Below are 25,015 nucleotides of genomic sequence, written 5' to 3'. Positions count from 1 at the left end.
GATACTCAGTGTTGGCCGGGCAGGTGTTTGCGGATCAGCGTATTCAGTTTTTGCGGATCGATCGGCTTGGAAATGTAATCGTCCATGCCTGCAGCCAGACAGTCTTCCCGGTCCTGGGTAAGGGCATGCGCGGTCTGGCCGATGATCGGCAATGCGGGCGTGATGGCCTTGATCTGGCGGGCCGCATCCAGGCCGCTGAGGACTGGCATCTGGACATCCATCAGGATGCAGTCAAAGCTGCCCGGCGGGCTGTTGCGTATTGCATCAACCGCCAGTTGCCCGTTATCGACCAGGGTGACACTGGCACCGTCTTCGGTCAGGTTGTCGCGCATGATTTCCTGGTTGATCTCGTTGTCTTCGGCAACCAGGATTTTCAGGCCGGCCAAGGGGCGCGCCGGGTCGGTTGGTTGAATAGAAGAGATCGGTGCAGCAGAGAGATCATTCGCCCGTCCCGGGTGGTAGGGCAGGCGCACGGAAAAGACGCTGCCCTGACCGGGGACGCTATGGACGCTGATGTTGCCCCCCATCAGCTTGACGATGCGCTCAGTGATGGCGAGTCCGAGTCCCGTGCCGCCAAAGCGGCGGGTTGTTGAATTGTCGCCCTGCTCAAAGGGGTGGAAGATCTTGCCGATCTGACTGTCGGTGATACCGATACCGGTGTCGGTGACCCGGATCTGCAGTTCGCCTTCATCCAGCCCGACCTCCAGATCGACCTTGCCGGCTTCGGTGAATTTGACGGCGTTGGAGAGCAGGTTGAGCAGGATCTGGCGCAGGCGCAGCGGGTCGCTGCGGATGCTGGCCGGGAGATTCGCGGTTTTGAGATCGAGCGAAACCCCCTTGTTGCTGGCGCGTTCCTGCATGAGCTCGATGGTTTCGGCCAGAATTGGTGCCAACTCGATCTCGGTCGCCTCGATCTTGAGCATCCCCGCTTCCATTTTCGAGAGATCGAGGATGTCGTTGATGATGCCGAGGAGCAGGGTGCCGGAGCTGACGATCTTGCGGAAAGCCTCGTTGGCGCGCGTGTTTTGCTCGGTTGTACGGACCCCGATGTGCGCCATGCCGAGTACCCCGTTCAGCGGCGTGCGGATCTCGTGGCTCATGTTGGCGAGGAAATCGCTCTTGATTCGCGCCAACCTGACCGCCTCGGCGCGCGCCTGTTCGAGGTCGGCGGTGCGTTCGCTGACCAGTTGTTCAAGGTGGTCGCGATAGCGCTCGATTTCCGTGTCCTTGCGCTGATGCTCTTCCAGGGCAAGGCGCAATTCGGCCTCCATGGCCTTGGTGCGCGTGATGTCGGCAATGAAACCGAACCAGATGACGGTGTCGTCGCTTTCTGCTTCCGGAATGGCGTCGACCAGCAACCACTTCAGGTGGCCATCGGTGGTCGTGATGCGGTACTCGACACGCCAGGGGCTGCGATCCCTGGCCGAGGCATAAAGCGATGTAAAGAAGGCTTGGGCATCATCCGGGTACAACAGCTTGCGAATGGGATCGCCGCTCTTTTCGAGTTCTTCCGGTGTGACGCCATAAATGTCAGTAATCGCGTCGCTGACAAACGGAAACTGGCCGTGCCCGTCGGGCAGCAGCCGGTACTGGAAGACAACGCCGGGCAGGGCCGAAACAATGCGGCGCAAACGGGTGTTGGCGGCGTGTTCGGCCGCTTTGGCTTCTTCGCTGACGATGACTTCCTGCAGTTGGTTGAAAGCAGCGGTCAACGTGCCGATTTCGTCCATTTTCCTGACCGGCAGGGCCTGGCGGGGAAGCGTGCCGCTAGTCATCCCGTTGAGCAGCCCGGAGACCTCGATCAGCGGCGAGAATTGTCGCCGCAGCCACCACCAGGCAAGCAGCGTGGCCAGTACCGAGAGGATCACCGAGATGATCAGCAGGTGCTGCTGCATCAGTCGGATCGGCTCGAAGGCTTCGTCGGTCGGCAGCACTGACTGCATCAGCCAGCCGGTTGTCGGAATACGTTTGCTCGACGACAGTTCGATGACGCCCCGCGAGCTGAGCGCCACGCCGGAACCTTCATAGCCGTTGATATAACGATCGTAAACGGGATTGATGCCGGGTGGCGGCCCCACTTTCATCTGACGGAGCTTGCCGGATGAGGCGACATAGGTGCGTGTTTCCGGGGCCGTGACGAAAAAGCTCCCGGTTCGCCCGTATTTTGAGGTGCTGATTTCGTCGAGGAAATTCGATTCGGCAAGGTTGATCACGCCGATCACGATCCCCAGCACTTGCCGGTCAGCGGCAAGAATCGGCACCAGCATGGTGACCACGGGCTGCTTGCTGTGCTGGCTGAACAGCGGGTCGGCAATGTGGGTCTTGCCATTCAGCAAAACCTGTTTGACGACCGGATAGGAGCTCAAATCGATGCCTCGCCGCTGCAGTTTTTCCGGAGTGCTGGCGATTGCGATGCCCTCGCTGTCGACAACGAGTATGCCCCAGTTGAAGGTTGTTTCCGGAATGTCGCGCTGCTCCAGATATGCCTGGACTCGGTCCGGGTTGCGCATCATCTCGGCCGACAGCTTGCCGGAGATCGATTCGACGACGCTGAGGCGCTCCCGGATCGAACGGTCGAGCTCGCCGGCAATCAGCGAAACCGTGGAAAACTGCTGCGCGGAAATGGCGGCCTCCATGTCTTCGCGCAGGGTATGACTCAGGCTGAGTACGGTTCCCCAGAGCATGGACAGGCTGAGCAGCAGAACGCCAGCAGTGATGCGCGTACGCAATGAACGCCACTCAAACATTCGAAACGATACTTTCATGCTTCTCCTCGTGCTGGCTGAAGCCAAAACAGAGACTGCCATTTCCGGATTCAGCCAGGTTCATTATTGTCTCCCGGAGATCGGCAGCGAGCAAGGAGAGAGAAGGGTTTAGCGCTGGTTTGCCCGGGCCAGGTGCAGTGTGGTGGCATGAATGCGCACGGTGTCGTCAATCTGCCGCGCATAGCCGCCAGCCATGGCGATGGCGAGCGGCAGATGGCGGCTGCGGCAATGCGCGAAAACCCGCCGGTCGCGCTCGGCAAGGCCGGCAAAGCTCAGACTGAGCCGGCCGAGGCGATCATCGTGGTAAGGATCGGCACCGGCCAGGTAGATGACCAGGTCGGGGCGAGCAAGATCGAAAGCGGTTTCCAGCCCGGCTTCGAGTTGCAGCAGATAGGCTTCGTCAGTGCAGCCATCGGGCAACTCGATGTCGAGATCGCTTTGTTCCTTGGTGAATGGATAGTTGCGGGCGCCGTGGATCGAGAAGGTGAAAATATCTTCATGGCCGGCCAGAATGCTGGCCGTACCGTTGCCCTGATGCACGTCGCAATCGACGATCAGGATGCGCCTGGCCCGACCTTCCGCCCGCATTGCCAGGGCGGCAACCGCAGCATCGTTGAAGACGCAGAAGCCCTCGCCATGGTCGGCAAAAGCGTGATGCGTGCCGCCCGCCAGATTGGCGGCAACGCCATCTTCCAGCGCGGCGCGGCAGGCGCTCAGCGTCGCCCCGGCCGAACGGCGCGAGCGTTCGACCATGCCCGGACTCCACGGGAAGCCGATGGCTTTTTGTGCCTTTTCATCGAGTCGACCGCTGGCGACGGCGGCGATGTAGTCCGGCGTGTGCGCCCGCGCCAGTTCTGTGTCGCTGGCCGGCGGTGGCAGATGAAAGTCGGATTCGGCAAACTCGCCGCTGGCGAGCAGGGCCGCGCGCAGCCGGGAATACTTTTCCATCGGGAAGCGATGCCCGGGCGGCAGCGGCAGGACGAAGACATCGGTGTAGAACAGCCGCATGCCGATGCCTGCGTCGATTTTTAGTTAAGTGCGGCCGACATCTTGCGACGGAACTCGCGGACCAGGTCATCGTAGGTTTCGCTGCCGGCAAGGGCCTCGAACAATTGCAGCATGGCCTTGCGCGGTGCGCCTTCGTCGAAGAAGCGGTCACGGACGATGACGTCGAGAATGGCTTCCATCGCTTCACGGAAACGGCCTTGCGCCGCATAGGCGCGCGACAGGTCGAGGCGGGCGGCATGGTCATCCGGATTGGTGGCGAGTCTGGCCTCGATTTCGGCGGTATCGGCCGCACCTTCGCTCAGCGCCAGGCGGGCGCGCAGGGCGTTGGCACGCTCCGCTTCCTGGGCGTATTCGCCACCCAGCAATTGTTTGGCTTCATCGTTGCGGCCGAGTTGCATCAACACTTCGACAGCGTCGAGCTGGATGGCCTGGTCTTCCGGCGTTGCCTTGCTGGCTTCAACCAGCTTGGCGAGCGCTTCTTCGAGCTTGCCTTCGATGACCAGCGCGGCGGCTTCCTCGCGCAGGTTGCCACCGACGGCAGGCAACGCGAAGCGGTCGAGAAATTCGCGGATCTGGCTTTCCGGCAGGGCGCCCGAGAATTCATCGACGAGCTGGCCCTGGAACAGCACCTTGACGGTCGGGATGCTGCGCACGCCGAAATGCTGCGACAGCTCCGGGTTCTCGTCGGCATTGACCTTGGCGAGCAGGAAGCGGCCGGCGTATTCCTCGGCGAGTTTTTCGAGCAGCGGCTTCAAGACCTTGCAGGGTTCGCACCACGGTGCCCAGAAATCGACGACGACCGGGACTTCCTGGGCCGGCAGCAGGACCTGGGTTTCGAATTCGGCGAGGGAGACGTCAAAGGAAAATTGGGACATGGTGTTCTCGGTGAAATTTAGATGCGGGCGAATTCTACCGCCAGCTTCCGGCTGGCGGCGGACTGCAAATACAGGTGGCCAGAGCTCTCGGCGGCGAGCCAGTGGTCGAGGCAGGCCGGGAAATCGCTGGCGTCGGCAAGCGCTTCGCCGGGCGTGACTTCCGACAGGTGGAGGCTGGCCAGCGAATTTTCAAGAGGGGCGGCGCTCAGGGCCAGCCAGTGGCCGCTGGCCAGGTCGTCGGCGTGGTCAAGCTGGGCGCACAGCACCTGGGCGTAGCGCCCGCTATTCAGCCAATGATCGGCGAGGCTGAGCAGCAGCGACCAGTTGGCCATCGTTGCGTCGGCCAGCGGCAGGCAGGTCGCCGAGTGCAGGCCGGGCAGGAAAGGTTTGAGTTGCGCCGCGGCAATCGCCGGCTGGGTGGCGAGAAAGTCGTAAGGCATCGGCTCGGCAGTGCCGTTGCAGACTTCTTCGAGCAAAGCTAGCGTTTCAGCGCGTGGACCGCTGCGCGTCTGCCAGAGCAGGGCAGTCGGCAAAGTCCGGCGCTCGGCCGGCAGGCAGGCCAGGGCACCGACTACGGCGAGTTGGGTCAGGGTGGCGGCGCGGCGCAGCGGCTTGCCGAGCGCCGCACGCACGGCGGCGGGCAATTCGGCCGCAGTAAATTCCTGGGTGATGACGGTGTCGAGATAAGTCATTGGCGACGCTCGACAATCAGGCTGGCCAGGCCGCCGCCAAAACCGATCAGTTGCAAGAGGGCGCGTTCGATATAGGTATTGCTGCGCACCACGGTCGGTTTCAGGGCGATTTCCGGGTCGGATTCGGCAAAGCCGGCGGTGGCCGGGATCTGCTCGGCATCGAGGCAGGCAAGCAGCGCGACCAGTTCGGCGATGCCGCTGGCGCCCAGGGTGTGGCCGAGGTAAGGCTTGAGCGAGAGGAGCGGCGGCATGCGTTCGCGGAAAACCCGCCGCAGCGCGTTGGCCTCGGCGAGATCAGTGCCGGGCGAGCCGGCCGCCTGCAGCTTGACCAGCTCGATGTCGCCGGCCGGCATTTTTGCCTCCTGCAGGCAGTCGACCGTCAGGGCGGCAATCGGGCCGCCATCCGGATCGGGTCCGGTCGTCGAATAGGCGTCGAGGCCGGTGCGCAGGCCGGCGATGCGCCAGGTGGCGGGTTGGGCGCTCAGGCGCACGGCGGCGACGGCTTCGCCGAGCACCAGGCCGTCGCGACGAACGTCGAAGGGGCGGGCGGTGCTGCGCGAAAGCAGTTCCATCGCGGCAAAGCCGGCCAGGGTCGAGTTGTTGGCCAGTTCGACGCCGAGCACGACGGCGTCGTCGATCAGGCCGGCGGCGATCAGGCTGCGCGCCGCGTCGAGCGCCGAGAAACCCGAGGTGCAGGCGGTCGAGAAGCTGTAGCAGGGACCGCTCAGGCCCTGCCAGTCGGCCAGTTGCCGGCTGAAGGCGGCGCAGGCGGGCGGCAGCTCGAAGGGCGAACCGGCCGCTTCGAATTGGCCCATCTGGAAGGATGAGGAAGCAACGAAGAGCGGCGTTTTTTCGTCGAGTTGGCCAAGTTGTTCAGCCAGGGCACGGACTGATCGTTCGGCACGGGCCAGCCAGCCGGTTTCCGGCAAGTTCAGCGCGAAATAGGGAAACTCGCGTTCGCCGAGCTGGTGGCGGCCCGGCATGCATTCGCCAGCCCACAGTGCGCTGGCAACCGCCGACGGCGAATTGCCGGCGGCGCAGAGCAGGGCACGCTCGGCGATATAGACCGGACGGCTCATGCGCGGCTGGCCTGCCAGGCTTCGAGATGCTCGGCCAGGTTGGCGACGCTGGCCAGGATGCGGCGGGTTTCCTTGCTGTCCGGCAGGCGCAGGCCGTATTTCTTCTTGATCGCCATCGAGACCTGCAAGGCATCGAGCGAATCGAGCTGCAGCGGCGCCTCCGGCCCGAACAGCAATTCGTCGTCGCTGATTTCCTCGGGCGCGCAGTCCTTGTCGCAGGCTTCGATGATCAGGGCTTTCAGTTCGTGGCAGAGGGCGGCGTTCATGAGCGGGCGGCTAGGGCGCGCCGGTTTAGCCAGATGGCGGCAACCAGCGACAGGAGGGAAAAGGCCAGCAACTGCATGATGCTGGGCAGGACGTCGGTGAGGCCGCCATGGCGCAGCATCACCGTGTGGAAACCATCGAGCGCCCAAGCCATCGGCGACAGCGCGGCCAGCTGTTGCATCGCGGCGGGCATGATGAACTTGGGGACCATGATGCCGCCGACGGCGCCCATCAGGATGTTGCCGACGCCGCCGACGATGGTCGCCTGTTCCGAGGTCTTGGCCAGGCTGGCGATGAGCAGCGCCCAGGCCACGGCGGCCAGGCTGACGGCGGCCGACACGGCCCACCAGGCGAGAAGCAGGGCCGGCGTCGTCGGCAGTTGCAGCGCCTCGCTGCCGAACAGCGGTACCAGGTACATGCCGACCAGCACCATGAGCAAGGCCTGCACCTGATTGATGACGAAGAAGGGCAGCAGCTTGCCGGCCAGCACCAGGCGGAAAGGCAGACCCATGGCGCGCAGGCGCTGCAGCGTGCCGTGCTGGCGCTCGATGATGAAAATCGAGGAAATCGGGATGACGACGAAGAACATCGCGAAAATCAGCCAGGCCGGGACATTCTGCTGCACGGAGGAAGGCAGGCTGGCATTGCTGTCGCGGCGCACCGCTTCGCTGCGGATTTCATCCGGCCAGTCCTTGTCGGCGCTGGCACCGGGCGCGACCGGCAGGCCGAACAGTTTGCCGGCCTTGTGGGTCAGCTCGTCGGCCCGGACGCCACCCAGCGCCGCCATGACCTGGTTGCGGAAGGCCAGTTGCAGGGCCGGCGACAGCGCCGGATCGAGCAACAGGATCAGCGGTTCGGCCGGCTTGCCATCGGCGCCGCCGGGTGTCAGCAGGCGTTCGCCAAAGCCGGACGGGACGACGAGGGCGAGGTTGAACTGCCCGGCCAGCACGGCAGCCCGGGCGGTGTCGGGATCTGTAATGTTTTCGCCGTGTTTGAACGAGGCACCCTTGGTCAGCCGCTTGCTCAAGGCCGTCGAACTGGCGCTTTGATCGAGGTCGACCAGCGCGTAGCTGGCGTCGATGCGGGCGCCCGGTGTGAAGCTGTCGCGCAGGGCCAGGGTCATGACCAGGATGAAAATGGTCGGCATGATGAACAGCGCAAGCAGGCCGTGCCGGTCGCGCAGCAGGGCGATGGATTCCTTGAACCAGAGGGCGAGCAGGCGGGCTGACATCGGTTAATCCCGCAGCGAACGATTGGTCAGGCGCATGAAGACCTGTTCCAGGTTGTGCTGGCCGAAACTCAATTGGCGCACGCCGCAGCCGGCGGCGGCCAGTTCGTCGAGCAGGCGTGGCAGTTCAGCGGTCGACGCCAGTTTGAGGGCATATTTCAGTTCGCCGATGGGGCTGGCCGCATGTCGTGTCGCGATGTCGGCCGGCAGTTCGCGGTCGAGCGCGATTTCAAGCTGTGGCTCCGGGCTGGCCAGGATGTCGGCCAGTCGGCCTTCGGCGAGTACCTTGCCCTGGTCGATGATGGCGATTTGCGGGCAGATCGCCTCGACCTCTTCCATGTAATGGCTGGTGTAGATCACCGAGGTGCCGGCCGCGGGCAATGCGGCGATGGATTCGAGCAGGAAATGCCGCGATTGCGGATCGACGCCGACCGTCGGCTCGTCGAGCAGCAGCAGTTGCGGCTGGCCGAGCAGGCCGATGGCCATGTTGAGGCGCCGGCGCAGGCCGCCGGACAGCTGTTCGGCGCGCTTGGCGACGACCTGTTCGAGGCGGGAGAAGGCAATGGCCGACTCAAGCCGTGTCTTGAGTATCGAGCCAGTCAGGCCGAGGATGCCGGCGAAGAAGCGCAGGTTCTCGGTCACCGTCAGCATCGGGTAAAAAGCGTAGTCCTGCGGCACCAGCGCGATGGCGCGCGGATCGGCGGCGCGGACGGCGGCGAGCGGTTGGCCACCCAACGAGATCTTGCCGTCGGCCGCGGTCAACAGCCCGGCGAGTAGCGAAATCAGGGTGGTCTTGCCGGCGCCGTTCGGGCCGAGCAGGCCGTAAACGCCACCGGCCGGAATATGCAGCGAAATGCCCTGCAGGGCCGGGCTGACGGCGTCGCGATAACGGTAGGAGACGCCGTCGACGACCAGCATCAGGCGGCGCGTTTCAGGTCGCGGAAGAAGGCCTGTTCGTGCTCGGCAATGCGGCGCAGCTGGTCGGCCAGCTTGCCCGGTGCCAGCGGCTCGCGGTCGCGGATCATGCGCGCCGCGAAGAGCGCGAATTCGCGCCATTCGTCGCCGATCTCGATCAGCGCCTCGGAAAGTTCGTTGAGGCGCGGCCGGGCAAGCAGTTCGGCGGCTTCCTGCAGAAATGAGGCGTAGATGAAACGGAAGCCGCCGCCGCCTGTGCCGATTTCTTCCTGCATGCGCACGACCTGGCCGATGAACATCTTGCTGGCCGCCGGCGCGCTCGCATCGAGTCGTTCGATCGCCTTCGCCAGGCTGCGGATGCCGCGCACGCCGATGATCGGCAGCGGCGTTTCCATGATGCGCACGGTCTTCTTCAGCGCCTTGGGAATGACCACCGACCAGTCCGGCGTCTGCGGCTTGCCGGTGGCGTAGTAAAGCAGGCCTTTCGGAGCCAGGGCGCCTTTGGCGAAACGGGCTTTCTGCAGCGCCTCCGGGGCGCAGGTCATCGGCGTGTCGAAAACCGGGTCGGAGAGCAGGTAGTCGCCGCTCGCCGCATCACGCCCGTAGGCCAGCACGTTGTGGGCGTTGAAGTGAAAGCGCAGGTCTTCCGGCATGTAGGGCAGCCAGAATACCGAGGTCTGCATGCCGACGATGTGGCCAGCGGCGAGCAGTTCGTCGAGGCGGCGCGTGCCTTCTTCCGGCTTGCCGAAGGTCTCGAAGCGCATCTTCAGGCCGAGCGGCTTCTGCAGCCCCTTGATGATGAACTTCGGCGGCATGCGGTAGGCGACCAGCGGCAGGCCATTGATCTTGACGATGGGCAGATAGGCGAAAGAGAGCGCCGAGGACAGCCCGAAAGCCATCGGCTCGGAAATCGGCAGGCCCTGGTGGCGCAGCATCGCGGACATGACGCCGCTTTCGCAGTGGGAAGCCTGGCTGTGCTGGAATTCCATCAATCGACTTTCTTCAATTGTTCGACGCTGACGCCCATCACGCCGGCGTAGCGGGCGAGCAGGGCGTCCGACAGTCCGGCAAAGATGTCCGGCCGGAAATGGCGGCGGATGCGCCACTGGAAGAGTCCGGTAGTCTGCGCCAGCATCGGTACGTCCATGCGTGCCTTGTGCATGTGGTATTCGAGGGCCGAGGTCTGCCCGGCGAGAACGCGCTGGCGAGCATCTGCGGCCAGGCGGTTGAGGTCGTCCACGGCCTGTCGGGTGACGATTTCCTCGACCTCCCAGCCCGCCGACTTGACCATGTGCAGCTTGCCGTCGGCGCCGCGCGCATAGACCGCCTTGCTGTGACCGCCAAGGGTGGCGTTGCCTTCCTGGGGAACTTCGTTGTCAAGCATGGTCGACCGCCGTCAGGTGCATCAGCGAGCCGGTGAAGCGGCCGCTTTCGGGGATGAAACAGAGCAGGCGGTCACCATGTTGCAGGCGGCCGCTCTTCAGTAACTCGTCGATCATGATGTAGATCGAGGCGGCACCGGTGTTGCCCTTGGTGTGCAGGTTGGTAAACCACTTTTCCTGGGGAATCGGGAAGCCGAGCGCGGCCATGTGTTCGGCAAGTGGTTGGCGGAAGTACTCGGAAGACATGTGCGGCAGGAACCAGTCGACCGCATCCGCCTTGAGTTCGCGCGTCGCCATCGATTTTTCGAGGATCTTGCCTATCGTCTGGCGCACGATGTTCTCGTTGAGCAGCCGGACGTCCTGCTTGATGGCAAACAGCGAGCGCCGGCCCCACTCGTTGGCTGGATAGGTTTTCCAGCCGCGCAACGTGCCATCTTCCTGCTTCTCGCCGCCGGCGTACATGCAGGTTTCCATGGCGCCGGCCTGCGACAGGATGTCGATCCAGTCGATACGCAGCGACAACCCGGTGGGCGCCGGCTGATCCTGAAGCAGGAAAGCGCCGGCCCCGTCGGAGAGCATCCAGCGCAGGAAGTCCTTCTCGAAGGCGATCTCCGGGTTGCTTTCCAGTTCGCCAATGCGATGTTCCGACTCGCTGGCGAAATTGCGGGCATGCAGCACGGCGGAAGCCTGTTCCGAACCGGTGGCGACGGCGTTTTTTGCCTGGCCACAGAGCACGGCCATGTAGGCATATTTCAATGCGGTCAGGCCGGACAGACAGATGCCGGCGGTCGACACGACTTCACAGGGCGAAATGCCCAGTTCGCCATGCACCATGACGCCATGGTTGGGCATCAACTGGTCGGGCATGGTTGTGCCGGTGGACAGGCAATCGATGGCATCGCCGACATTCAGGCCGCGAATGGCGGCGGCTGTCAGTTGGGCATTGTTATGCGTCGTTTCGCCGGTCTCTGGATCGATTGCGTAGTAACGTTCGCGGATGCCGTTGTTGCGCAACACGATGCGGCGGGCGCGTGAAGGCCGGCCGCCAACCATGCCGAGCACGTTCTCGATATTCTCGTTATCGACCGGCGCATTCGGCAAAAAGGCCGAACTACGGGTGATATAGACCTTGCCGCTACTGTTCATATTTGTTCAGGTTGAATTCCTGCGCGCCGGATGGCTGTTCGAGTTCGGCGCGCAACCGCGCCAGCCGGGGCTTGAGCAGGGGGGAAAGCAGCCATTGTAGCAACAGGCTGAGTGGAACAACGGTAAACACCATGGCAATCAGGTAAATGGTGAATATCGCGAGAATGGGACGCCGCCGCCATTGCCCGCGCTTGCCGCAGCTGCGAATGATTTTTGACCAGACGCGGAAGGCGCGGTGGCCGGCCTTTTCGCTGATTGCCAGGCGCGGATTGACCGGGGCGGCACGCAGACCGGTCAACATCGGCTTTCCCGTCTTTTCGCCATCGTGATCGAGTGCGTCGGCCAGCGCGTGCCCGAAACGGCTGGCGCCACGCACATCGTCCCGGGATACGCCGGCCGGCGGCAGGCCGAGGAAGCTATCGCGTTTGCCGGTCAGCACCCAGCGCGGCGTGGTGATCAGGGTGGCCAGGGCATGCGCGTTGTCGGTGAAGGCGATGTGATCGCGTAATTCACCGCCGGCTTCGCCAATCAGGCGCTGCATGGTCTTTTGTGCGGTCAGCCACATATTGCGGCAGGCGACCAGCGTCACCACCGGTTTGCCCTTGAGCAGATGCCTGCCCTGGGGGCTATTGAGGAAAGCAACGATGGGCAGGGCGGGGGACAGGTACCAGACCTGGTAGGTCAGAATGACCAGGTCGAACTCGGCGTCCGGCGCAATGCTGAGCGGTTTTAACGGCGGCGCATCGAGCTGCACGGACTCGGCAAAGACATCGACGAAATCGACCAGCGACCACGGCCAGGGAAACGGCGTTTCCGGAACCAGGGTTTCCAGATGCACCTTGTGACCGGCCGCTGCAAGCGGGGCGATCACCTGTGCGGTAACGTCGGCAAGTTGCCCGGTTTGCGAATAATTGACGACGAGAACGTTTTTCAAGGTGTTGTCTGGTGGCTGGCTAACCCGCGATTCTAACAAAATGACGCAGGGCTGGCGGTCGACCGGTTAAAAGACCCGGAATTGACATGATTTGCTCAACGGACTTGGGGAATTTGCCGCTTTTCGGCTATCATTCGGCTTTCCCGCAGCCTGTCTTTCCATGACCAAATTTGTTTTCGTTACGGGTGGTGTCGTGTCCTCATTGGGCAAAGGCATCGCCGCCGCGTCGCTCGGGGCCATTCTGGAATCCCGCGGCATCAAAGTCACCCACCTCAAGCTTGACCCCTACATCAACGTCGACCCCGGCACGATGAGTCCTTTCCAGCACGGAGAGGTTTTCGTCACCGAGGACGGCGCCGAGACCGATCTCGATCTGGGGCATTACGAGCGCTTCACCAGCGCCAAGATGGCCAAGCGCAACAACTTCACGACCGGCCAGATCTACGACACGGTGCTCAAGAAAGAGCGTCGCGGCGAGTATCTCGGCAAGACCGTGCAGGTCATCCCGCACATTACCGACGAGATCAAGCACAAGATCAAGGCCGGTGCCGAAGGCGCCGATGTGGCCATCGTCGAAGTCGGCGGCACGGTCGGCGACATCGAGTCGCTGCCCTTCCTGGAAGCGATCCGCCAGATCGGTTTCGAAGAAGGCCGCAACAACGTCTGCTACATGCACCTGACGCTGCTGCCCTACATTCCGACCGCCGGTGAGCTGAAGACCAAGCCGACCCAGCATTCCGTCAAGGAATTGCGCGAAATCGGCATCCAGCCGGATATCCTGCTCTGCCGCGCCGACCGTTCGATTCCGGTCGAGGAACGCCGCAAGATCGCATTGTTCTGTAACGTCATGCCGGAAGCCGTCATCGAGTGTCTCGATGCCGACTCGATCTACAAGATCCCGGGCATGCTGCACGAACAGATGCTCGACGAAATCGTCTGCCACAAGCTGAACATCCTGGCCAAGGCGGCCGACCTGACGGTCTGGGAGAACCTGATCGTGGCGCTGGAGCATCCGCTGCACCAGGTCAAGATCGCCTTCGTCGGCAAATACGTCGATCTGACCGAGTCCTACAAGTCGCTGATCGAAGCCATCAAGCATGCCGGCATCCATACGCGTAGCGAAGTGAACATCGTTTATCTCGACTCCGAAGATATCGAGAAGAACGGTACCGGCGTTCTCGAAGACCTCGATGCCATTCTGGTGCCGGGCGGCTTCGGTCGACGCGGTACGGAAGGCAAGATTGCCGCCATCCGCTACGCTCGCGAAAACAAGGTGCCTTACCTCGGCATCTGTCTCGGTATGCAACTCGCTGTCGTCGAATTCGCGCGCGATGTGGCCGGCATGACGGCGGCGCACTCCACCGAATTCGTGCAGGACACGCCGTATCCGGTAATTGGCCTGATTACCGAATGGCTGGATGCTTCCGGCAAGGTCGAGAAGCGTGGCGAAGATTCCGACCTTGGCGGCACGATGCGTCTCGGCGGCCAGATCTGCAAGCTGGCCGAAGGCTCGCTGGCCCGCCAGATCTACGGCAAGCCGGAGATCACCGAACGGCATCGTCATCGCTACGAAGTCAACAACACGCTGCTCGCCCAGCTCGAAGAAAAGGGCCTGGTTGTGGCCGGTCGTGCGCCGGGTACCGATCTGTGCGAAATGGTCGAATTGCCGGCCGACGTGCATCCGTGGTTCGTGGGTTGCCAGTTCCATCCGGAATTCACCTCCAACCCGCGCCAGGGTCATCCGCTGTTCACGTCCTTCGTGAAAGCCGCGCTGACCAATCAACAGGCACAAGGCAAATGAAGCTCTGCGGTTTCGAGGCTGGTCTTGACCAGCCTTTTTTCCTGATTGCTGGGGCAGCCGGAGCGCGGAGCAGGGGCCCCGCATTGCGGGGATGTGACCGTGCAGGCTGTCGTTGGGCCCGGAAGGAGCTGTCATGAATCTGTGCGGTTTCGAAGCAGGCCTCGACCAACCTTTTTTCCTGATTGCCGGACCCTGTACGGCTGAATCAGAGCAGCTGTGCCTGGATGTCGCCGGCTACATGAAGGAAGTTTGTGCCCGTCTGGGTATCAACTACATCTTCAAGGCGTCGTACGACAAGGCCAACCGCAGTTCCGGCACTTCGGTGCGCGGCCTTGGTTTGGACGAAGGCCTGCGCATCTTCTCGGAAGTGCAGCGCCAGATCGGCGTGCCGGTGCTGACCGACGTGCATACCGTCGAAGACATTCCGGCCGTGGCCAGTGTGGTCGATGTGCTGCAGACGCCGGCCTTCCTGTGTCGCCAGACCGATTTCATTCACGCGGTTGCGACCTGCGGCAAACCGGTCAACATCAAAAAAGGCCAGTTTCTTGCCCCGGGCGACATGAAGAATGTCGTCGCCAAGGCACGCGAAGTGAACAACGGCGCCGACAACATCATGGTCTGCGAGCGCGGCGCGTCCTTCGGCTACAACAACCTGGTTTCCGACATGCGCAGCCTGGCGATCATGCGCGAAACCGCTTGTCCGGTCGTGTTCGACGCAACGCACAGCGTGCAGTTGCCGGGCGGGCAGGGAACGACTTCCGGCGGGCAGCGCGAGTTCGTGCCCGTCCTGGCGCGTGCCGCCGTGGCGGTCGGCATTTCCGGCCTGTTCATGGAAACCCATCCCTGTCCGGAAAAAGCCTGGTCGGATGGCCCGAACAGCTGGCCGCTGGAGCGCATGGAAAGCCTGCTGGCTACCTTGTCGGTGCTCGACAAGGCGGTCAAGAGTGCGGGCTTCGAGGAACTGAAGTAATGGCAGAAAAGGGCTATATCGTCGCCGAGGTCAAAGTACATGACGCCAACGCCATGGCCCGTTATCGCCTGATGTCGCAGGCAGCGGTCGAGCAATATGGCGGGCGTTTCCTCGTTCGGGGCGGTGCCGCCGAGATTCTCGAAGGCAAATGGACGCCGCCGCAACGGATGATCGTTGTCGAGTTCGATACGGTCGAGCAGGCCAAGCGCTTTTATGATTCCGCCGAATATCAGGCGGCGCGCAAAGTACGCGAAAATGCTGCCGAAATGAACATGCTGGTCATCGCCGGTGTTGATAGTTTAATTTAAGTAGTTCTTTCAATTAATTGATAACAAGGAAGAAATATGAGTTCCATCGTTGATGTTGTTGCACGAGAGATTCTGGATTCCCGCGGCAATCCCACCGTTGAAGCTGATGTGCTGCTCGAGAGCGGTGTCATGGGCCGCGCCGCTGTTCCGTCTGGCGCCTCGACCGGCACCCGCGAAGCGATCGAGCTGCGCGACGGCGATGCCGGCCGTTATCTCGGCAAGGGCGTGATGCAGGCGGTTGAGAACATCAACACCGAAATCTCCGAAGCCATCATCGGCCTCGACGCCCAAGAGCAAGCTTTCATCGACCAGACCATGATCGACCTCGACGGCACCGAAAACAAGTCGCGCCTCGGCGCCAACGCCATCCTGGCTGTCTCGATGGCTGTCGCCAAGGCTGCCGCCGAAGAGTCCGGCCTGCCGCTCTACCGCTATTTCGGTGGCATGAGCCCGATGCAGATGCCGGTGCCGATGATGAACATCATCAACGGTGGCGAGCACGCCAACAACAGCCTGGACATCCAGGAATTCATGGTGATGCCGGTTGGTGCCGCCAATATCCGCGAAGCGATCCGCTGCGGCGCCGAAATCTTCCACGCGCTGAAGAAGCTGCTCAACAAGGCCGGTCACTCCACTGCCGTTGGCGACGAAGGCGGTTTCGCCCCGAACCTGGGCAGCCATGCCGAAGCCCTGCAGATCATCATGCAGGCAATCGAGGCCGCCGGTTACGTGCCGGGCAAGGATGTGCTGCTGGCGCTCGATTGCGCCGCTTCCGAGTTCTACAAGGATGGCAAGTACAAGCTGGCTGGCGAAGGCCTGGAGCTGACCTCGGCCCAGTTTGTCGACTATCTGGCCAACCTGGCTGACCAGTTCCCCATCGTTTCCATCGAAGACGGCATGTCCGAAGCCGACTGGGACGGCTGGAAGCTGCTCACCGACCGCCTCGGCGACAAGGTGCAGATCGTTGGCGACGACATCTTCGTCACCAACACCCGTATCTTCAAGGAAGGTATCAAGAAGGGCATCGCCAACTCGATCCTGATCAAGATCAACCAGATCGGCACCCTGTCGGAAACCTTCGCGGCCGTCGAAATGGCCAAGCGCGCCGGTTACACCGCCGTGATCTCGCATCGCTCGGGTGAAACCGAAGACAGCACCATCGCCGACATCGCTGTCGGCCTCAACGCCGGCCAGATCAAGACTGGTTCGCTGTCGCGTTCGGATCGTATCGCCAAGTACAACCAGCTCATCCGTATCGAGGAAGATCTGGGCGATACCGCTTCCTACCCGGGCCGCGAAACCTTCTACAACCTGCGCTAAACGCAGATGCGCTGGCTGACGGTCGGCCTCCTCGCAGCCATCGGCCTGCTCCAGTACCCCCTCTGGGTGGGTAAGGGCGGCTGGCTGAAGGTCTGGGAGTACGACCGTCAATTGCAGCAACAGAAGGAGGTCACCAAGTCGCTCGAAATCCGCAACGCCGGCCTCGATGCCGAAGTTCGCGACCTCAAGCAGGGCTACGACGCGATTGAGGAGCGGGCCCGTTTCGAGTTGGGCATGGTCCGCCAGGACGAAACCTTTGTGCAGATTCCGGAAAAAGTTCCCGGAAAATAGCTGTAAAAAAGGCGTCGACCGTTGTAGTCACCAGCAATTGCCTCCGCTAGAATCGCTCTCAGCAGTCCCCCAGAGAGAGCGCTCAAGGAGAACAACATGCTGCTCAAGGTTGGAGAAAGAGCTCCCGCATTTGCCTTGCCGGATGCCGACATGGAGACTGTCGATCTGGCGAATTTCCAGGGAAAAAAGCATCTTGTGCTTTTTTTCTATCCGAAGGACGGTACGCCCTGCTGCATCAAGGAAGTGACCGATTTTTCCGATCACGAAGGGGATTTTGAACGGCAGGATTGCCTCCTGCTCGGCGTCAATCGTGATGAATGCCTGAAACACGCCGAGTTTCGCGACAAGGAAGGCATCGGTCTGGAATTGCTGTCGGATGCCGATGGTGCCGTCTGCAAGCAGTACGGTGTCTGGCAGGCCAAAGAGGTGGATGGCCACAAAAAATACGGCATCGTCCGTTCCACCTTCATCATCGACCGCACGGGCATCATTCGCCATGCGCTCTACAACGTCAATTACAAGGGTCACGCACTGGAAGTGCTGCGCCTGGTCAAGGAACTGAATTCATGAATACCCTGGTCGCCAGAAATACCGTCATCACCCTCGACTACCATGTCACCGATCCGGATGGCGAAGTGGTGGACGAAGGCCGCGAGCCGCTCGTTTATCTGCACGGCGGTTACGACGACATTTTCCCGAAAATCGAGGAAGCCCTGCAGGGCAAGGCCGTCGGCGAGTCGGTCAAGGTCAAGCTGCAACCTGACGAAGCTTTCGGCGACTACGATGCCGAAATGGTGCAGATCGAGCCGCGCAAGGATTTCCCGAAAGAGCTGCAGGTTGGCATGCAGTTCGAAGGTGGCGCCGAAGACGGCAATGAAGAAGACTTCATCATCTACCGGGTGACCGATATTGCCGATGACAAGGTTGTTCTCGACGGCAATCACCCGCTGGCCGGCATGGCCCTGGTCTTCACCTGCACCGTGACCTCGATTCGTCCGGCCAGCGCAGAAGAACTCGAACACGGCCACGTCCATGGTGGTGATGACGAAGAAGACTGCCACTGAGTTTCAGGCAGTTTCCCGGAAAAAAGGCGCAGAGCGATCTGCGCTTTTTTTATTTCTGTGAAGTCCAGGCTTGGGCTTCGAAGCGGAACAGCGTTGGCGAATCCGTATCGATGATGCCGCGCGTCCAGCCCATGACCGGGTAACCGAAGGTTTCGACGCGGGTGAAGTTGGCCAGTGTCTTGCCGTCGCCGTCCCGCAGCGGCTGGTCGATGTGGCTCATGTGGGTGTCGCCATGCACGGCGACGACCTGACCGCGAAACGCGATGGTTTCCGCGCGCAGAATGGTGAGAAATTCGCGGTAGCCTTCATGCGCCAGGCCCTGGGCAAAGTTTTTCCAGGCAGGATCGGCCTGGAAAAACAGCACGATGCCGGCCAGTTTGTCGCGACGGGCCAAGGCGAAGCTGTCCTGCAGCCATTTCAGGACGACCGGATTACGCGCCTGGAATTCCGCCGAGGCCTGTTTGCCGAGGCCGAAGTTGTTGTTGCCGCCGGGAATGTTCAGGGTCACGAAGAGTACCGGCCCAAGCCGGAAACGCGAGTGTTCCGGGTAGCTGCCTGACTGTTTTTCCAGGCGCAGCTTTTTCTGTCCCAGGGAAAAATCGCCCTTCCAGAACAGGCTGCGCAATTTGCCGAGACGTTCCAGCGGATCGTAGGCACCGTTCGACGAACGATTGCAGTCGGTCCATTCGTTGTCGCCGGGGACGAAAACGAAGGGAACACGTACCGCATTGAACAGCTTGTAGCGATCCTCGAACAGGCTGTCGTCGCAACGATCCTTGCCGTGCTTGATGTCGCCGATGTGAGCCACGAAATCGACATGGCTGTCGACGATGGCATCAAGCATTTTCGGCAATTCGCGGCGTTCGTAATCGGAGTAGGGGACATCGCCGATCAGGCCGAAGCGGTAGATCTCGGCTGGTGCCGCAGTGCTTGCGGCAAGCAGCAAGGCGGCCAGCCAGATTTTCACTTGAGCAGCTTCTTCAGGGCGTACAAGGCGTCGAGCGCCTCGCGCGGCGTCAGGCTGTCGGGATCGATGCCGGAGAGTTGTTCGAGCACCGGATGCGGCTCCGCTTCAAATGGCTCAGGCTCGCCCTGAGCGAAAAGATCCGGTTGCAGCGGGTCGACCGTCGCGCGCTGCTCGAATTCGCGCAACTGCTTGCGGGCGGCGCGCACCACGGCATTCGGGATGCCGGCCAGGGCCGCGACCTGGATCCCATAACTCTGGTTGGCCGGGCCTTCCTCGACCGAGTGCATGAAGACGATGCGGTCGTTGTGCTCGACGGCGTCGAGGTGCACGTTGGCCAGTTCGCTGTATTCGTGCGAGAGCCGCGTCATCTCGAAATAATGCGTGGCGAACAGCGTCAGGCAGCGGTTCTTGTCGATCAGGTGGCGCAGGATCGCGAAGGCCAGCGACATGCCGTCAAAGGTCGAGGTGCCGCGCCCGATCTCGTCCATCAGCACCAGGCTGTTGGCGGTGGCGTGGTGCAGGATGGCCGCGGCTTCGGTCATTTCGACCATGAAGGTCGAACGCCCGGAAGCCAGGTCGTCGGAAGCGCCGATGCGCGTGAAGATGCGGTCGAGCGGTCCGAGCACGACACGTTCGGCCGGCACGTAGCAGCCGATGTGGGCGAGCAGGGCGATCAGCGCCGTCTGCCGCATGTAGGTCGATTTACCGCCCATGTTGGGGCCGGTGATGAGCAGCAGGCGGCGGTTTTCGGCAAGCAGCACGTCGTTGGCGATGAAGGTGTCGGCGCTGTTGGCCATTTCCGCCTCGACCACCGGGTGGCGCCCGGCCTGCACGGTCAACCCGATTTCATCGGCAAATTCCGGGCGGCTCCAGTTGCGCTTCAAAGCCGTGTCGGCAAAGCCGGCCAGCAGGTCGAGCTGGGCAACGGCGCCGGCGATGACCTGCAAGGTCGGGATGGCCGGTGCGAGTTCGTTGAGGATGCCCTCGTAGAGCAGCTTCTCGCGGGCCAGCGAGCGTTCCTGGGCGGACAGCGCCTTGTCTTCGAAAGCCTTCAGTTCCGGCGTGATGTAGCGCTCGGCATTCTTCAGCGTCTGGCGCCGGCGGTAGTCGTCGGGAATCTTGTCGGTATTGGCGTGGGTGACTTCAATGTAGAAGCCATGCACCTTGTTGAATTCGACCTTGAGGCTGTTGATGCCGGTACGTTCACGCTCGCGCACTTCCATGTCGACGAGAAAGGCGCCGCAGTTGTCGTTGAGCGAGCGCAGTTCGTCGAGTTCGGCGTCGTAGCCCGGCGCGATGGCGCCGCCGTCGCGAATCTGGGCAGCCGGCTCGGCGGCGATCGAGCGGATCAGTAGATCGAGCGCCGCGGCCGGCGTCTGCATTTCGTGGCAAAGCTGTTGCAGTAGTGGCGAAGGCTGTTCGACGAGCGGTGCGCGCAGTGCCGGCAGGCGGGCCAGCGAGTCGCGCAGGCTGGCGAGGTCGCGCGGCCGGGCATTCTTCAACGCGATGCGGCCGGCGATGCGCTCGATGTCGCCGATACCGCGCAGTTCGCGGCGCACCTCGCCGGCGATCCGGCCGTAATCCTCGAGCAGACCCTCGACGGCGGCATGGCGGGCGGCGGGAATTGCCCGTTCGCGCAGCGGATGATGCAGGGTGTGGCGCAGCAGGCGGGCACCCATGCTGGTGACGCAATTGTCGAGCAGCGAAAAAAGCGTCGGCGAAGGCTGGCCGCGCAGGGTTTCGGTCAGTTCCAGGTTGCGCCGGGTGGCGGTGTCGAGGCCGAGGTAGGCGCCTTCGAGCTCAACGGTCAACGCCCGCAAATGCGGCAAATTGCCGGCCTGCGTCGTCTGCGCGTATTGCAGCAGGGCACCGGCCGCGGCCACGGCCGGGCGCAGGCCTTCGGCGCCGAAGCCGGCCAGCGAGGCGACCTTGAAATGATCGCAGAGCAGGCGCTTCGCCGAGTCGACCTCGAAATACCAGTCCGGCTGGCGGGTGCGGGCACCTTCGAGCGGCACGTCCGGGACCCAGCTTTCCGGGTAAAGAATTTCCGCCGGGCGGATGCGTTCCAGCGTTGCCGCCAGTTGCTCGTTGCCGGTTTCGGTCAGAATGAATTCGCCGCTCGCCAGGTTGAGACGGGCCAGGCCGACGGTGTTGCGGTGCACGCACAGCGCCAGCAGCCAGCTGTCGCGGCGATCGTCAAGCAACGCCGCATCGGTCAGCGTGCCGGGCGTGACGATGCGCGCCACGGCGCGCTCGACCGGGCCCTTGCTGGTCGCGGGGTCACCGATCTGCTCGCAGATCACCACCGATTCGCCCATCTTGACCAGGCGGGCGAGGTATTGTTCGGCGGCGTGGAAAGGCACGCCGCACATCTTGATCGGCTGCCCGGCCGACTGGCCGCGCGTCGTCAGTGTGATGTCGAGCAGGCGGGCCGCCTTTTCGGCATCCTCGAAGAACAGTTCGTAGAAGTCACCCATCCGGTAGAACATCAGCTTGTCCTGGGCGTGTGCCGCCTTGAGGCCCATGTACTGGCGCATCATCGGGGAAATGCCGTCCTTGGCCGGGCTGGAGGTCTCTTTTTTGCTCATGTTCTTCGCTGATATCTGTCGGGATGGGGCACCGCTCCTGCACGTAAAGGGAAGCGGCGACGAGGGCGGCTATTGTATTCGCTGTGCCCGGCGGCGGACAGCTAAGTCTGTGCTACTATGTGCCCCGCTTCGAGTCGCCGGCTGCAAAACGGGCGATTCGCCGCGGAGTGGTAGTTCAGTTGGTTAGAATACCGGCCTGTCACGCCGGGGGTCGCGGGTTCGAGTCCCGTCCACTCCGCCAGCATCAGCAAGCAAGGCTGTTTTTCATCCGGACCCCGGGTTGAAAGCAGCCTTTTTTGTTGGTGCTGCGGCAATTTGCCGCATTCCCGTCCGCGCTATTCGCCGCTAAGCTCGGCGCGCTGTTTTCTCCCGCACTTCTGTCGCGTCATTCTCTGCTTATCGATGAGGTTCGAAATGGGCCTGTTTTCACTGGTCGACCGTAACAAGAGTATTCCGACTCGCGCCGCGCGTGCCTGCGCTTCCGGTGAGGCGATCTATCGTTCCGGTTGCGACGGGTTGGCCTGGCGGGTACGGAGCGGCGTGGTCCGGCTTGATGCGCTCGCCGCTTCCGGGGAGTCCAGCTTTGCCAGCCTGGCGATTGCCGGCGACATCATCGGTTGCGAATCCCTGCTGTTCGGTGCCTACACTTTCAGTGCTTCGGCGCTGACGCAATGTGATCTTTCGCCCTGGCCGGAGGGGGAGGTGGCGGCCGGCGAGTCCTTGCTTCAGTCGCTGGCCATCGCCCAGAAGCGCGCCGCCGATGTCGTGGCCTTGCGCGGCGGCGAGGCGCTCGCCCGCGTCGTCAACCTGATTCGCCTGCTTGCCGATGCTTCCGGCAGTGTCGTTCTGCCGGCACGGCAGGATATGGCTGACATCACCGACCTGCGTTTCGAGACCATCTCGCGCATCATCAAGAAGCTGGAACGGGCCGAGGTACTGGCGCCGCGCAAAATCAGCGGCGTGCATGCGACGCGCAGCTTCAGCGTCAACCTGGATGGCCTAGCCGCGGTTTAGTCGGCGTTTTCCAGTTTCTGACGGAAGGCCGGCAAGGTCAGGTGGTAGCGCATGGCAGCGAGGCGCAATGCCAGAACCACGGCCATTGCGATCCAGCTCGCGTTCACCGCATGAATATCCAGCGCCTGCAGGCCGATCAGCGTCAATGCACCGATCCAGGCCGCGCTGGCATAGAGCTCGCCCTTGAGAAAAACCAGAGGCACGTCGTTGCACAGGATGTCGCGCAAGACGCCGCCGACCACGCCGGTCGTGACGCCCATCAGGCTGGCGACCAGCCAGGGCGTGTGCCACTGCAGCGCGACTTGCGTGCCGACGACGGTGAACAAGGCGAGGCCGATTGCATCGGGAATCAGGAAAAAGCGCGGATGCAGCGGCAGGCGCCGGGCCAGGAAAAAGGTGGCAAAACCGGTGCCGAGTGCGGCAATCAGGTAGGTCTGGTCGGCCACCCAGAATACGTTGCGGTCGAGCAGCAGGTCGCGAATGGTGCCGCCGCCGAGTGCCGTGGCAACACCGACCAGCAGGGCGCCGACCAGGTCCATCTGCTTGCGGCCTGCGTCGAGGACGCCGGTCAGGGCATTGACTGCCACGGCGGCCAGGCCGACCCAGTAGAGCAGGGCGTCCATGCTCACCTTAGTGCAGGCGTTCCTTCATCGCGCGCTGGGCTTCGCGCTTGGAATCCTTTTCTGCTTCGTCCTGGCGCTTGTCGTGCTGTTTCTTGCCCTTGGCCAGGCCGACCTCGAGCTTGATGCGATCCTTGCTGTAGTGCAGGTCGAGCGGGATCAACGTGTAGCCGGCACGTTCCACCTTGCCGATCAGCTTGGCGATCTCGGTACGGTGCAGCAGCAGTTTGCGCGTGCGGGTCGGATCGGGGTGGACGTGGGTCGAGGCGCTGGGTAGCGGCGTGATGTGCATGCCGATCAGGAAGATCTCGCCATTCTTGATGATGACGTAGGATTCCTTGATGTTCATCCGGCCGGCACGAATCGCCTTGACCTCCCATCCCTCGAGGGCAATGCCGGCTTCGTGCTTCTCTTCGACGAAATACTCGTGGAAGGCTTTTTTGTTGACCGTGATGCTCATGCTGCCAGTGATCCATTAAAATCGCCATTTTACAGGATACAGGAACGTAGCTGCCGCATGGCTCTGGTCGAAAAAACAGTACTGATTGAACAATCCGCGACCCGCATGTTCGAGTTGGTGGATCGTTGCGAGGATTATCCGGCCTTTTTGCCCTGGTGCAGCCAGACCGAAGTCAAGTTTCGTGATGCGCAGAAAACGGTGGCGACCCTGCATATCAATTACCACTCGGTCAAATCCTGCTTCACGACGGAAAACGACAAGGAGTTCCCTGCGGTGATGAAGATCCGGCTGGTTGATGGTCCGTTTCGCCGGCTGGAGGGTTCATGGCATTTCAGGGCCTTGGCCGAGAACGCCTGCAAGATCGAGTTCCAGTTGCATTACGAGTTTTCCAGCAAGCTTTTTGAAAAGGTGATCGGGCCGGTGTTCAGCCATATCGCCAATACTTTCGTGGATGCCTTCGTGCGTCGCGCTACCCAGGTTTATGGAGCCAGCCATGGCTGAAATGATCAATGTCGAGGTGTGCTATGCACTTGCCGACAAACAGGCGCTGGTCGGCGTCAAGTTGCCGCAAGGCGCCACCCTGCTGCAGGCGCTGGAAGCCTCCGGTCTGCTCGTCAAGCATCCGGAAATCGATCTCAAGAAAAACAAGTTCGGTGTCTTCGCCAAGCTTTCCAAGCTCGACAGTATCTTGCGCGATCGTGATCGTGTCGAAATCTACCGGCCGCTGATTGCCGACCCGAAAGAAGTGCGCAAGCAGCGCGCCGCCGAAGGCAAGATCATGAAAAAAGGCGCCGGTGATGCCGACGCCCCTGAAGCCTGACCGTTTATTGTTAGCGGCAGATTACTTGTTGCAGGTTTCTGCCATAATTTTTCTTGCCCGTTCGATTTCCTGTTCGCGCAGACTGTTGTCGAGGACTTGGCGCTGACCGCTCTCGTCCGGCGTGGCCAGGGTCTGGCCTGACTCAAGGGCGGCGAGATTGCGCCGGGCACGATCACAGACCTCGCGCTTTTCTGCCGCGGCGGCCTGGTCCTTGGCATCCTTGTCGGCTTTCTCCTTGGCTTCCTTTTGTCGCTTCTTGAAGTCAAGATCCTTGTCTGCCGAGGTTTGGGGAGGGGTGGCTGATTTGCTGGTGTCTGGTATAGGCGTAGTAACTGGCGGTACAGCTTCGCCGATTTGTGTTGATCTGGCTGAGGCTGGTGGCGGCGTATCGGAGATCACGGTGCGCCCGTTCTTGTCCTTCCACTGATAGGTCTGGGCCTGGGCAGAAACGGCGGCAACGGTCGACATGACGCAAAGGGCAAAAATGAGCGGAGATTTCATGGT

The 25,015-nt window shown here is 62.2% G+C and carries 27 protein-coding genes and 1 tRNA gene; 11 read left to right on the top strand and 17 right to left on the bottom strand.

The annotated features are described in order from the left end of the window. Positions 1-5: 5 nt before the first annotated feature. The 12 genes from KIG99_RS19850 to KIG99_RS19795 form a co-directional block, all read right to left on the bottom strand. A complete protein-coding gene (locus KIG99_RS19850) occupies positions 6-2,765 on the bottom strand; it encodes an ATP-binding protein (RefSeq protein WP_226461750.1) in 2,760 nt (919 codons plus the stop codon). A 108-nt stretch (positions 2,766-2,873) separates the two neighbouring features. Continuing rightward, positions 2,874-3,773, bottom strand: coding sequence for a histone deacetylase family protein (locus tag KIG99_RS19845; protein ID WP_226461749.1), 900 nt, complete (start codon positions 3,771-3,773; stop codon positions 2,874-2,876). A gap of 20 nt (positions 3,774-3,793) precedes the next feature. Then, positions 3,794-4,648: a tetratricopeptide repeat protein gene (locus KIG99_RS19840; protein WP_226461748.1), complete on the bottom strand. Its 855-nt coding sequence runs from the start codon at positions 4,646-4,648 to the stop codon at positions 3,794-3,796. A gap of 17 nt (positions 4,649-4,665) precedes the next feature. Further along, the gene (locus tag KIG99_RS19835) at positions 4,666-5,340 is read right to left on the bottom strand and encodes a hypothetical protein (RefSeq protein ID WP_226461747.1); all 675 of its coding nucleotides are present in this window, start codon (positions 5,338-5,340) and stop codon (positions 4,666-4,668) included. Continuing rightward, on the bottom strand, positions 5,337-6,419 hold the full coding sequence (locus KIG99_RS19830) for a beta-ketoacyl synthase N-terminal-like domain-containing protein (protein ID WP_226461746.1): 1,083 nt from the start codon (positions 6,417-6,419) through the stop codon (positions 5,337-5,339). The genes KIG99_RS19835 and KIG99_RS19830 overlap by 4 nt, the downstream gene beginning before the upstream one ends. Next, entirely contained in the window at positions 6,416-6,685 is a 270-nt protein-coding gene (locus KIG99_RS19825) for an acyl carrier protein (protein ID WP_226461745.1), read from the bottom strand. The genes KIG99_RS19830 and KIG99_RS19825 overlap by 4 nt, the downstream gene beginning before the upstream one ends. Further along, entirely contained in the window at positions 6,682-7,914 is a 1,233-nt protein-coding gene (locus KIG99_RS19820) for an ABC transporter permease (protein ID WP_226461744.1), read from the bottom strand. Before KIG99_RS19820 ends, KIG99_RS19825 begins: the two co-directional genes overlap by 4 nt. A gap of 3 nt (positions 7,915-7,917) precedes the next feature. Then, positions 7,918-8,829 (bottom strand): ABC transporter ATP-binding protein, encoded by a 912-nt coding sequence (locus tag KIG99_RS19815; protein WP_226461743.1) that lies wholly within the window; start codon positions 8,827-8,829, stop codon positions 7,918-7,920. Beyond that, entirely contained in the window at positions 8,829-9,815 is a 987-nt protein-coding gene (locus KIG99_RS19810; protein ID WP_226461742.1) for a BtrH N-terminal domain-containing protein, read from the bottom strand. The genes KIG99_RS19815 and KIG99_RS19810 overlap by 1 nt, the downstream gene beginning before the upstream one ends. Continuing rightward, positions 9,815-10,210 carry a hypothetical protein gene (locus tag KIG99_RS19805; protein ID WP_226461741.1) on the bottom strand — a complete coding sequence of 132 codons (396 nt, stop codon included), beginning with the start codon at positions 10,208-10,210 and terminating at the stop codon, positions 9,815-9,817. The genes KIG99_RS19810 and KIG99_RS19805 overlap by 1 nt, the downstream gene beginning before the upstream one ends. Continuing rightward, a complete protein-coding gene (locus tag KIG99_RS19800; protein WP_226461740.1) occupies positions 10,203-11,354 on the bottom strand; it encodes a beta-ketoacyl-ACP synthase III in 1,152 nt (383 codons plus the stop codon). Before KIG99_RS19800 ends, KIG99_RS19805 begins: the two co-directional genes overlap by 8 nt. Further along, positions 11,344-12,288, bottom strand: a complete 945-nt coding sequence (locus tag KIG99_RS19795; protein ID WP_226461739.1) for a dialkylrecorsinol condensing enzyme — start codon at positions 12,286-12,288, stop codon at positions 11,344-11,346. The genes KIG99_RS19800 and KIG99_RS19795 overlap by 11 nt, the downstream gene beginning before the upstream one ends. Before the next feature lie 160 nt (positions 12,289-12,448). On the opposite strand from KIG99_RS19795, the gene KIG99_RS19790 reads away from it, so the two are divergent. The 7 genes from KIG99_RS19790 (at position 12,449) to KIG99_RS19760 (ending at position 18,042) form a co-directional block, all read left to right on the top strand. Continuing rightward, complete coding sequence (locus tag KIG99_RS19790; protein WP_226461738.1) at positions 12,449-14,089, top strand: CTP synthase; 1,641 nt, start codon at positions 12,449-12,451, stop codon at positions 14,087-14,089. Between the two features lie 133 nt (positions 14,090-14,222). Then, positions 14,223-15,059, top strand: coding sequence for a 3-deoxy-8-phosphooctulonate synthase (kdsA, locus tag KIG99_RS19785; protein ID WP_226461737.1), 837 nt, complete (start codon positions 14,223-14,225; stop codon positions 15,057-15,059). Continuing rightward, positions 15,059-15,367, top strand: coding sequence for a DUF1330 domain-containing protein (locus tag KIG99_RS19780; RefSeq protein WP_226461736.1), 309 nt, complete (start codon positions 15,059-15,061; stop codon positions 15,365-15,367). The genes kdsA and KIG99_RS19780 overlap by 1 nt, the downstream gene beginning before the upstream one ends. A gap of 36 nt (positions 15,368-15,403) precedes the next feature. Next, entirely contained in the window at positions 15,404-16,687 is a 1,284-nt protein-coding gene (gene eno / locus KIG99_RS19775) for a phosphopyruvate hydratase (protein WP_226461735.1), read from the top strand. 6 nt (positions 16,688-16,693) lie between these two features. Further along, a complete protein-coding gene (gene ftsB / locus KIG99_RS19770; protein ID WP_226439977.1) occupies positions 16,694-16,978 on the top strand; it encodes a cell division protein FtsB in 285 nt (94 codons plus the stop codon). A gap of 96 nt (positions 16,979-17,074) precedes the next feature. Continuing rightward, the gene (locus KIG99_RS19765; protein WP_404817900.1) at positions 17,075-17,548 is read left to right on the top strand and encodes a peroxiredoxin; all 474 of its coding nucleotides are present in this window, start codon (positions 17,075-17,077) and stop codon (positions 17,546-17,548) included. Further along, complete coding sequence (locus KIG99_RS19760) at positions 17,545-18,042, top strand: FKBP-type peptidyl-prolyl cis-trans isomerase (protein WP_226461734.1); 498 nt, start codon at positions 17,545-17,547, stop codon at positions 18,040-18,042. The genes KIG99_RS19765 and KIG99_RS19760 overlap by 4 nt, the downstream gene beginning before the upstream one ends. Before the next feature lie 49 nt (positions 18,043-18,091). Here the strand turns inward: KIG99_RS19760 and KIG99_RS19755 are convergent, their stop codons facing one another. Both KIG99_RS19755 and mutS read right to left on the bottom strand, forming a co-directional pair. Continuing rightward, the gene (locus KIG99_RS19755) at positions 18,092-19,009 is read right to left on the bottom strand and encodes a metallophosphoesterase (RefSeq protein ID WP_226461733.1); all 918 of its coding nucleotides are present in this window, start codon (positions 19,007-19,009) and stop codon (positions 18,092-18,094) included. Then, complete coding sequence (gene mutS, locus KIG99_RS19750; protein ID WP_226461732.1) at positions 19,006-21,597, bottom strand: DNA mismatch repair protein MutS; 2,592 nt, start codon at positions 21,595-21,597, stop codon at positions 19,006-19,008. The genes KIG99_RS19755 and mutS overlap by 4 nt, the downstream gene beginning before the upstream one ends. 164 nt (positions 21,598-21,761) lie before the next feature. On the opposite strand from mutS, the gene KIG99_RS19745 reads away from it, so the two are divergent. Next, positions 21,762-21,838: transfer RNA gene (locus KIG99_RS19745), tRNA-Asp, on the top strand. Positions 21,839-22,011: 173 nt separating this feature from the next. After that, a complete protein-coding gene (locus tag KIG99_RS19740) occupies positions 22,012-22,611 on the top strand; it encodes a Crp/Fnr family transcriptional regulator (protein ID WP_226461731.1) in 600 nt (199 codons plus the stop codon). Here the strand turns inward: KIG99_RS19740 and KIG99_RS19735 are convergent. Both KIG99_RS19735 and smpB read right to left on the bottom strand, forming a co-directional pair. After that, entirely contained in the window at positions 22,608-23,234 is a 627-nt protein-coding gene (locus KIG99_RS19735) for a trimeric intracellular cation channel family protein (protein ID WP_226461730.1), read from the bottom strand. The two genes, KIG99_RS19740 and KIG99_RS19735, sit on opposite strands and share 4 nt — an antisense overlap. A 7-nt stretch (positions 23,235-23,241) precedes the next feature. Beyond that, positions 23,242-23,691, bottom strand: a complete 450-nt coding sequence (gene smpB, locus KIG99_RS19730) for an SsrA-binding protein SmpB (RefSeq protein ID WP_226439971.1) — start codon at positions 23,689-23,691, stop codon at positions 23,242-23,244. A gap of 57 nt (positions 23,692-23,748) precedes the next feature. Between smpB and KIG99_RS19725 the strand changes: the two genes are divergently transcribed. After that, positions 23,749-24,192: a type II toxin-antitoxin system RatA family toxin gene (locus tag KIG99_RS19725; protein ID WP_226461729.1), complete on the top strand. Its 444-nt coding sequence runs from the start codon at positions 23,749-23,751 to the stop codon at positions 24,190-24,192. Then, entirely contained in the window at positions 24,185-24,511 is a 327-nt protein-coding gene (locus tag KIG99_RS19720; RefSeq protein WP_226461728.1) for an RnfH family protein, read from the top strand. The genes KIG99_RS19725 and KIG99_RS19720 overlap by 8 nt, the downstream gene beginning before the upstream one ends. Positions 24,512-24,532: 21 nt before the next feature. On the opposite strand, the gene KIG99_RS19715 is transcribed toward KIG99_RS19720, so the two are convergent. Then, on the bottom strand, positions 24,533-25,012 hold the full coding sequence (locus KIG99_RS19715; protein WP_226461727.1) for a DUF4124 domain-containing protein: 480 nt from the start codon (positions 25,010-25,012) through the stop codon (positions 24,533-24,535). Positions 25,013-25,015 lie beyond the last annotated feature (3 nt).

It is taken from the genome of Quatrionicoccus australiensis (assembly GCF_020510425.1).
GTDB lineage: Bacteria > Pseudomonadota > Gammaproteobacteria > Burkholderiales > Rhodocyclaceae > Azonexus > Azonexus australiensis_A.
This window is presented reverse-complemented; position numbering and strand designations above follow the sequence as displayed.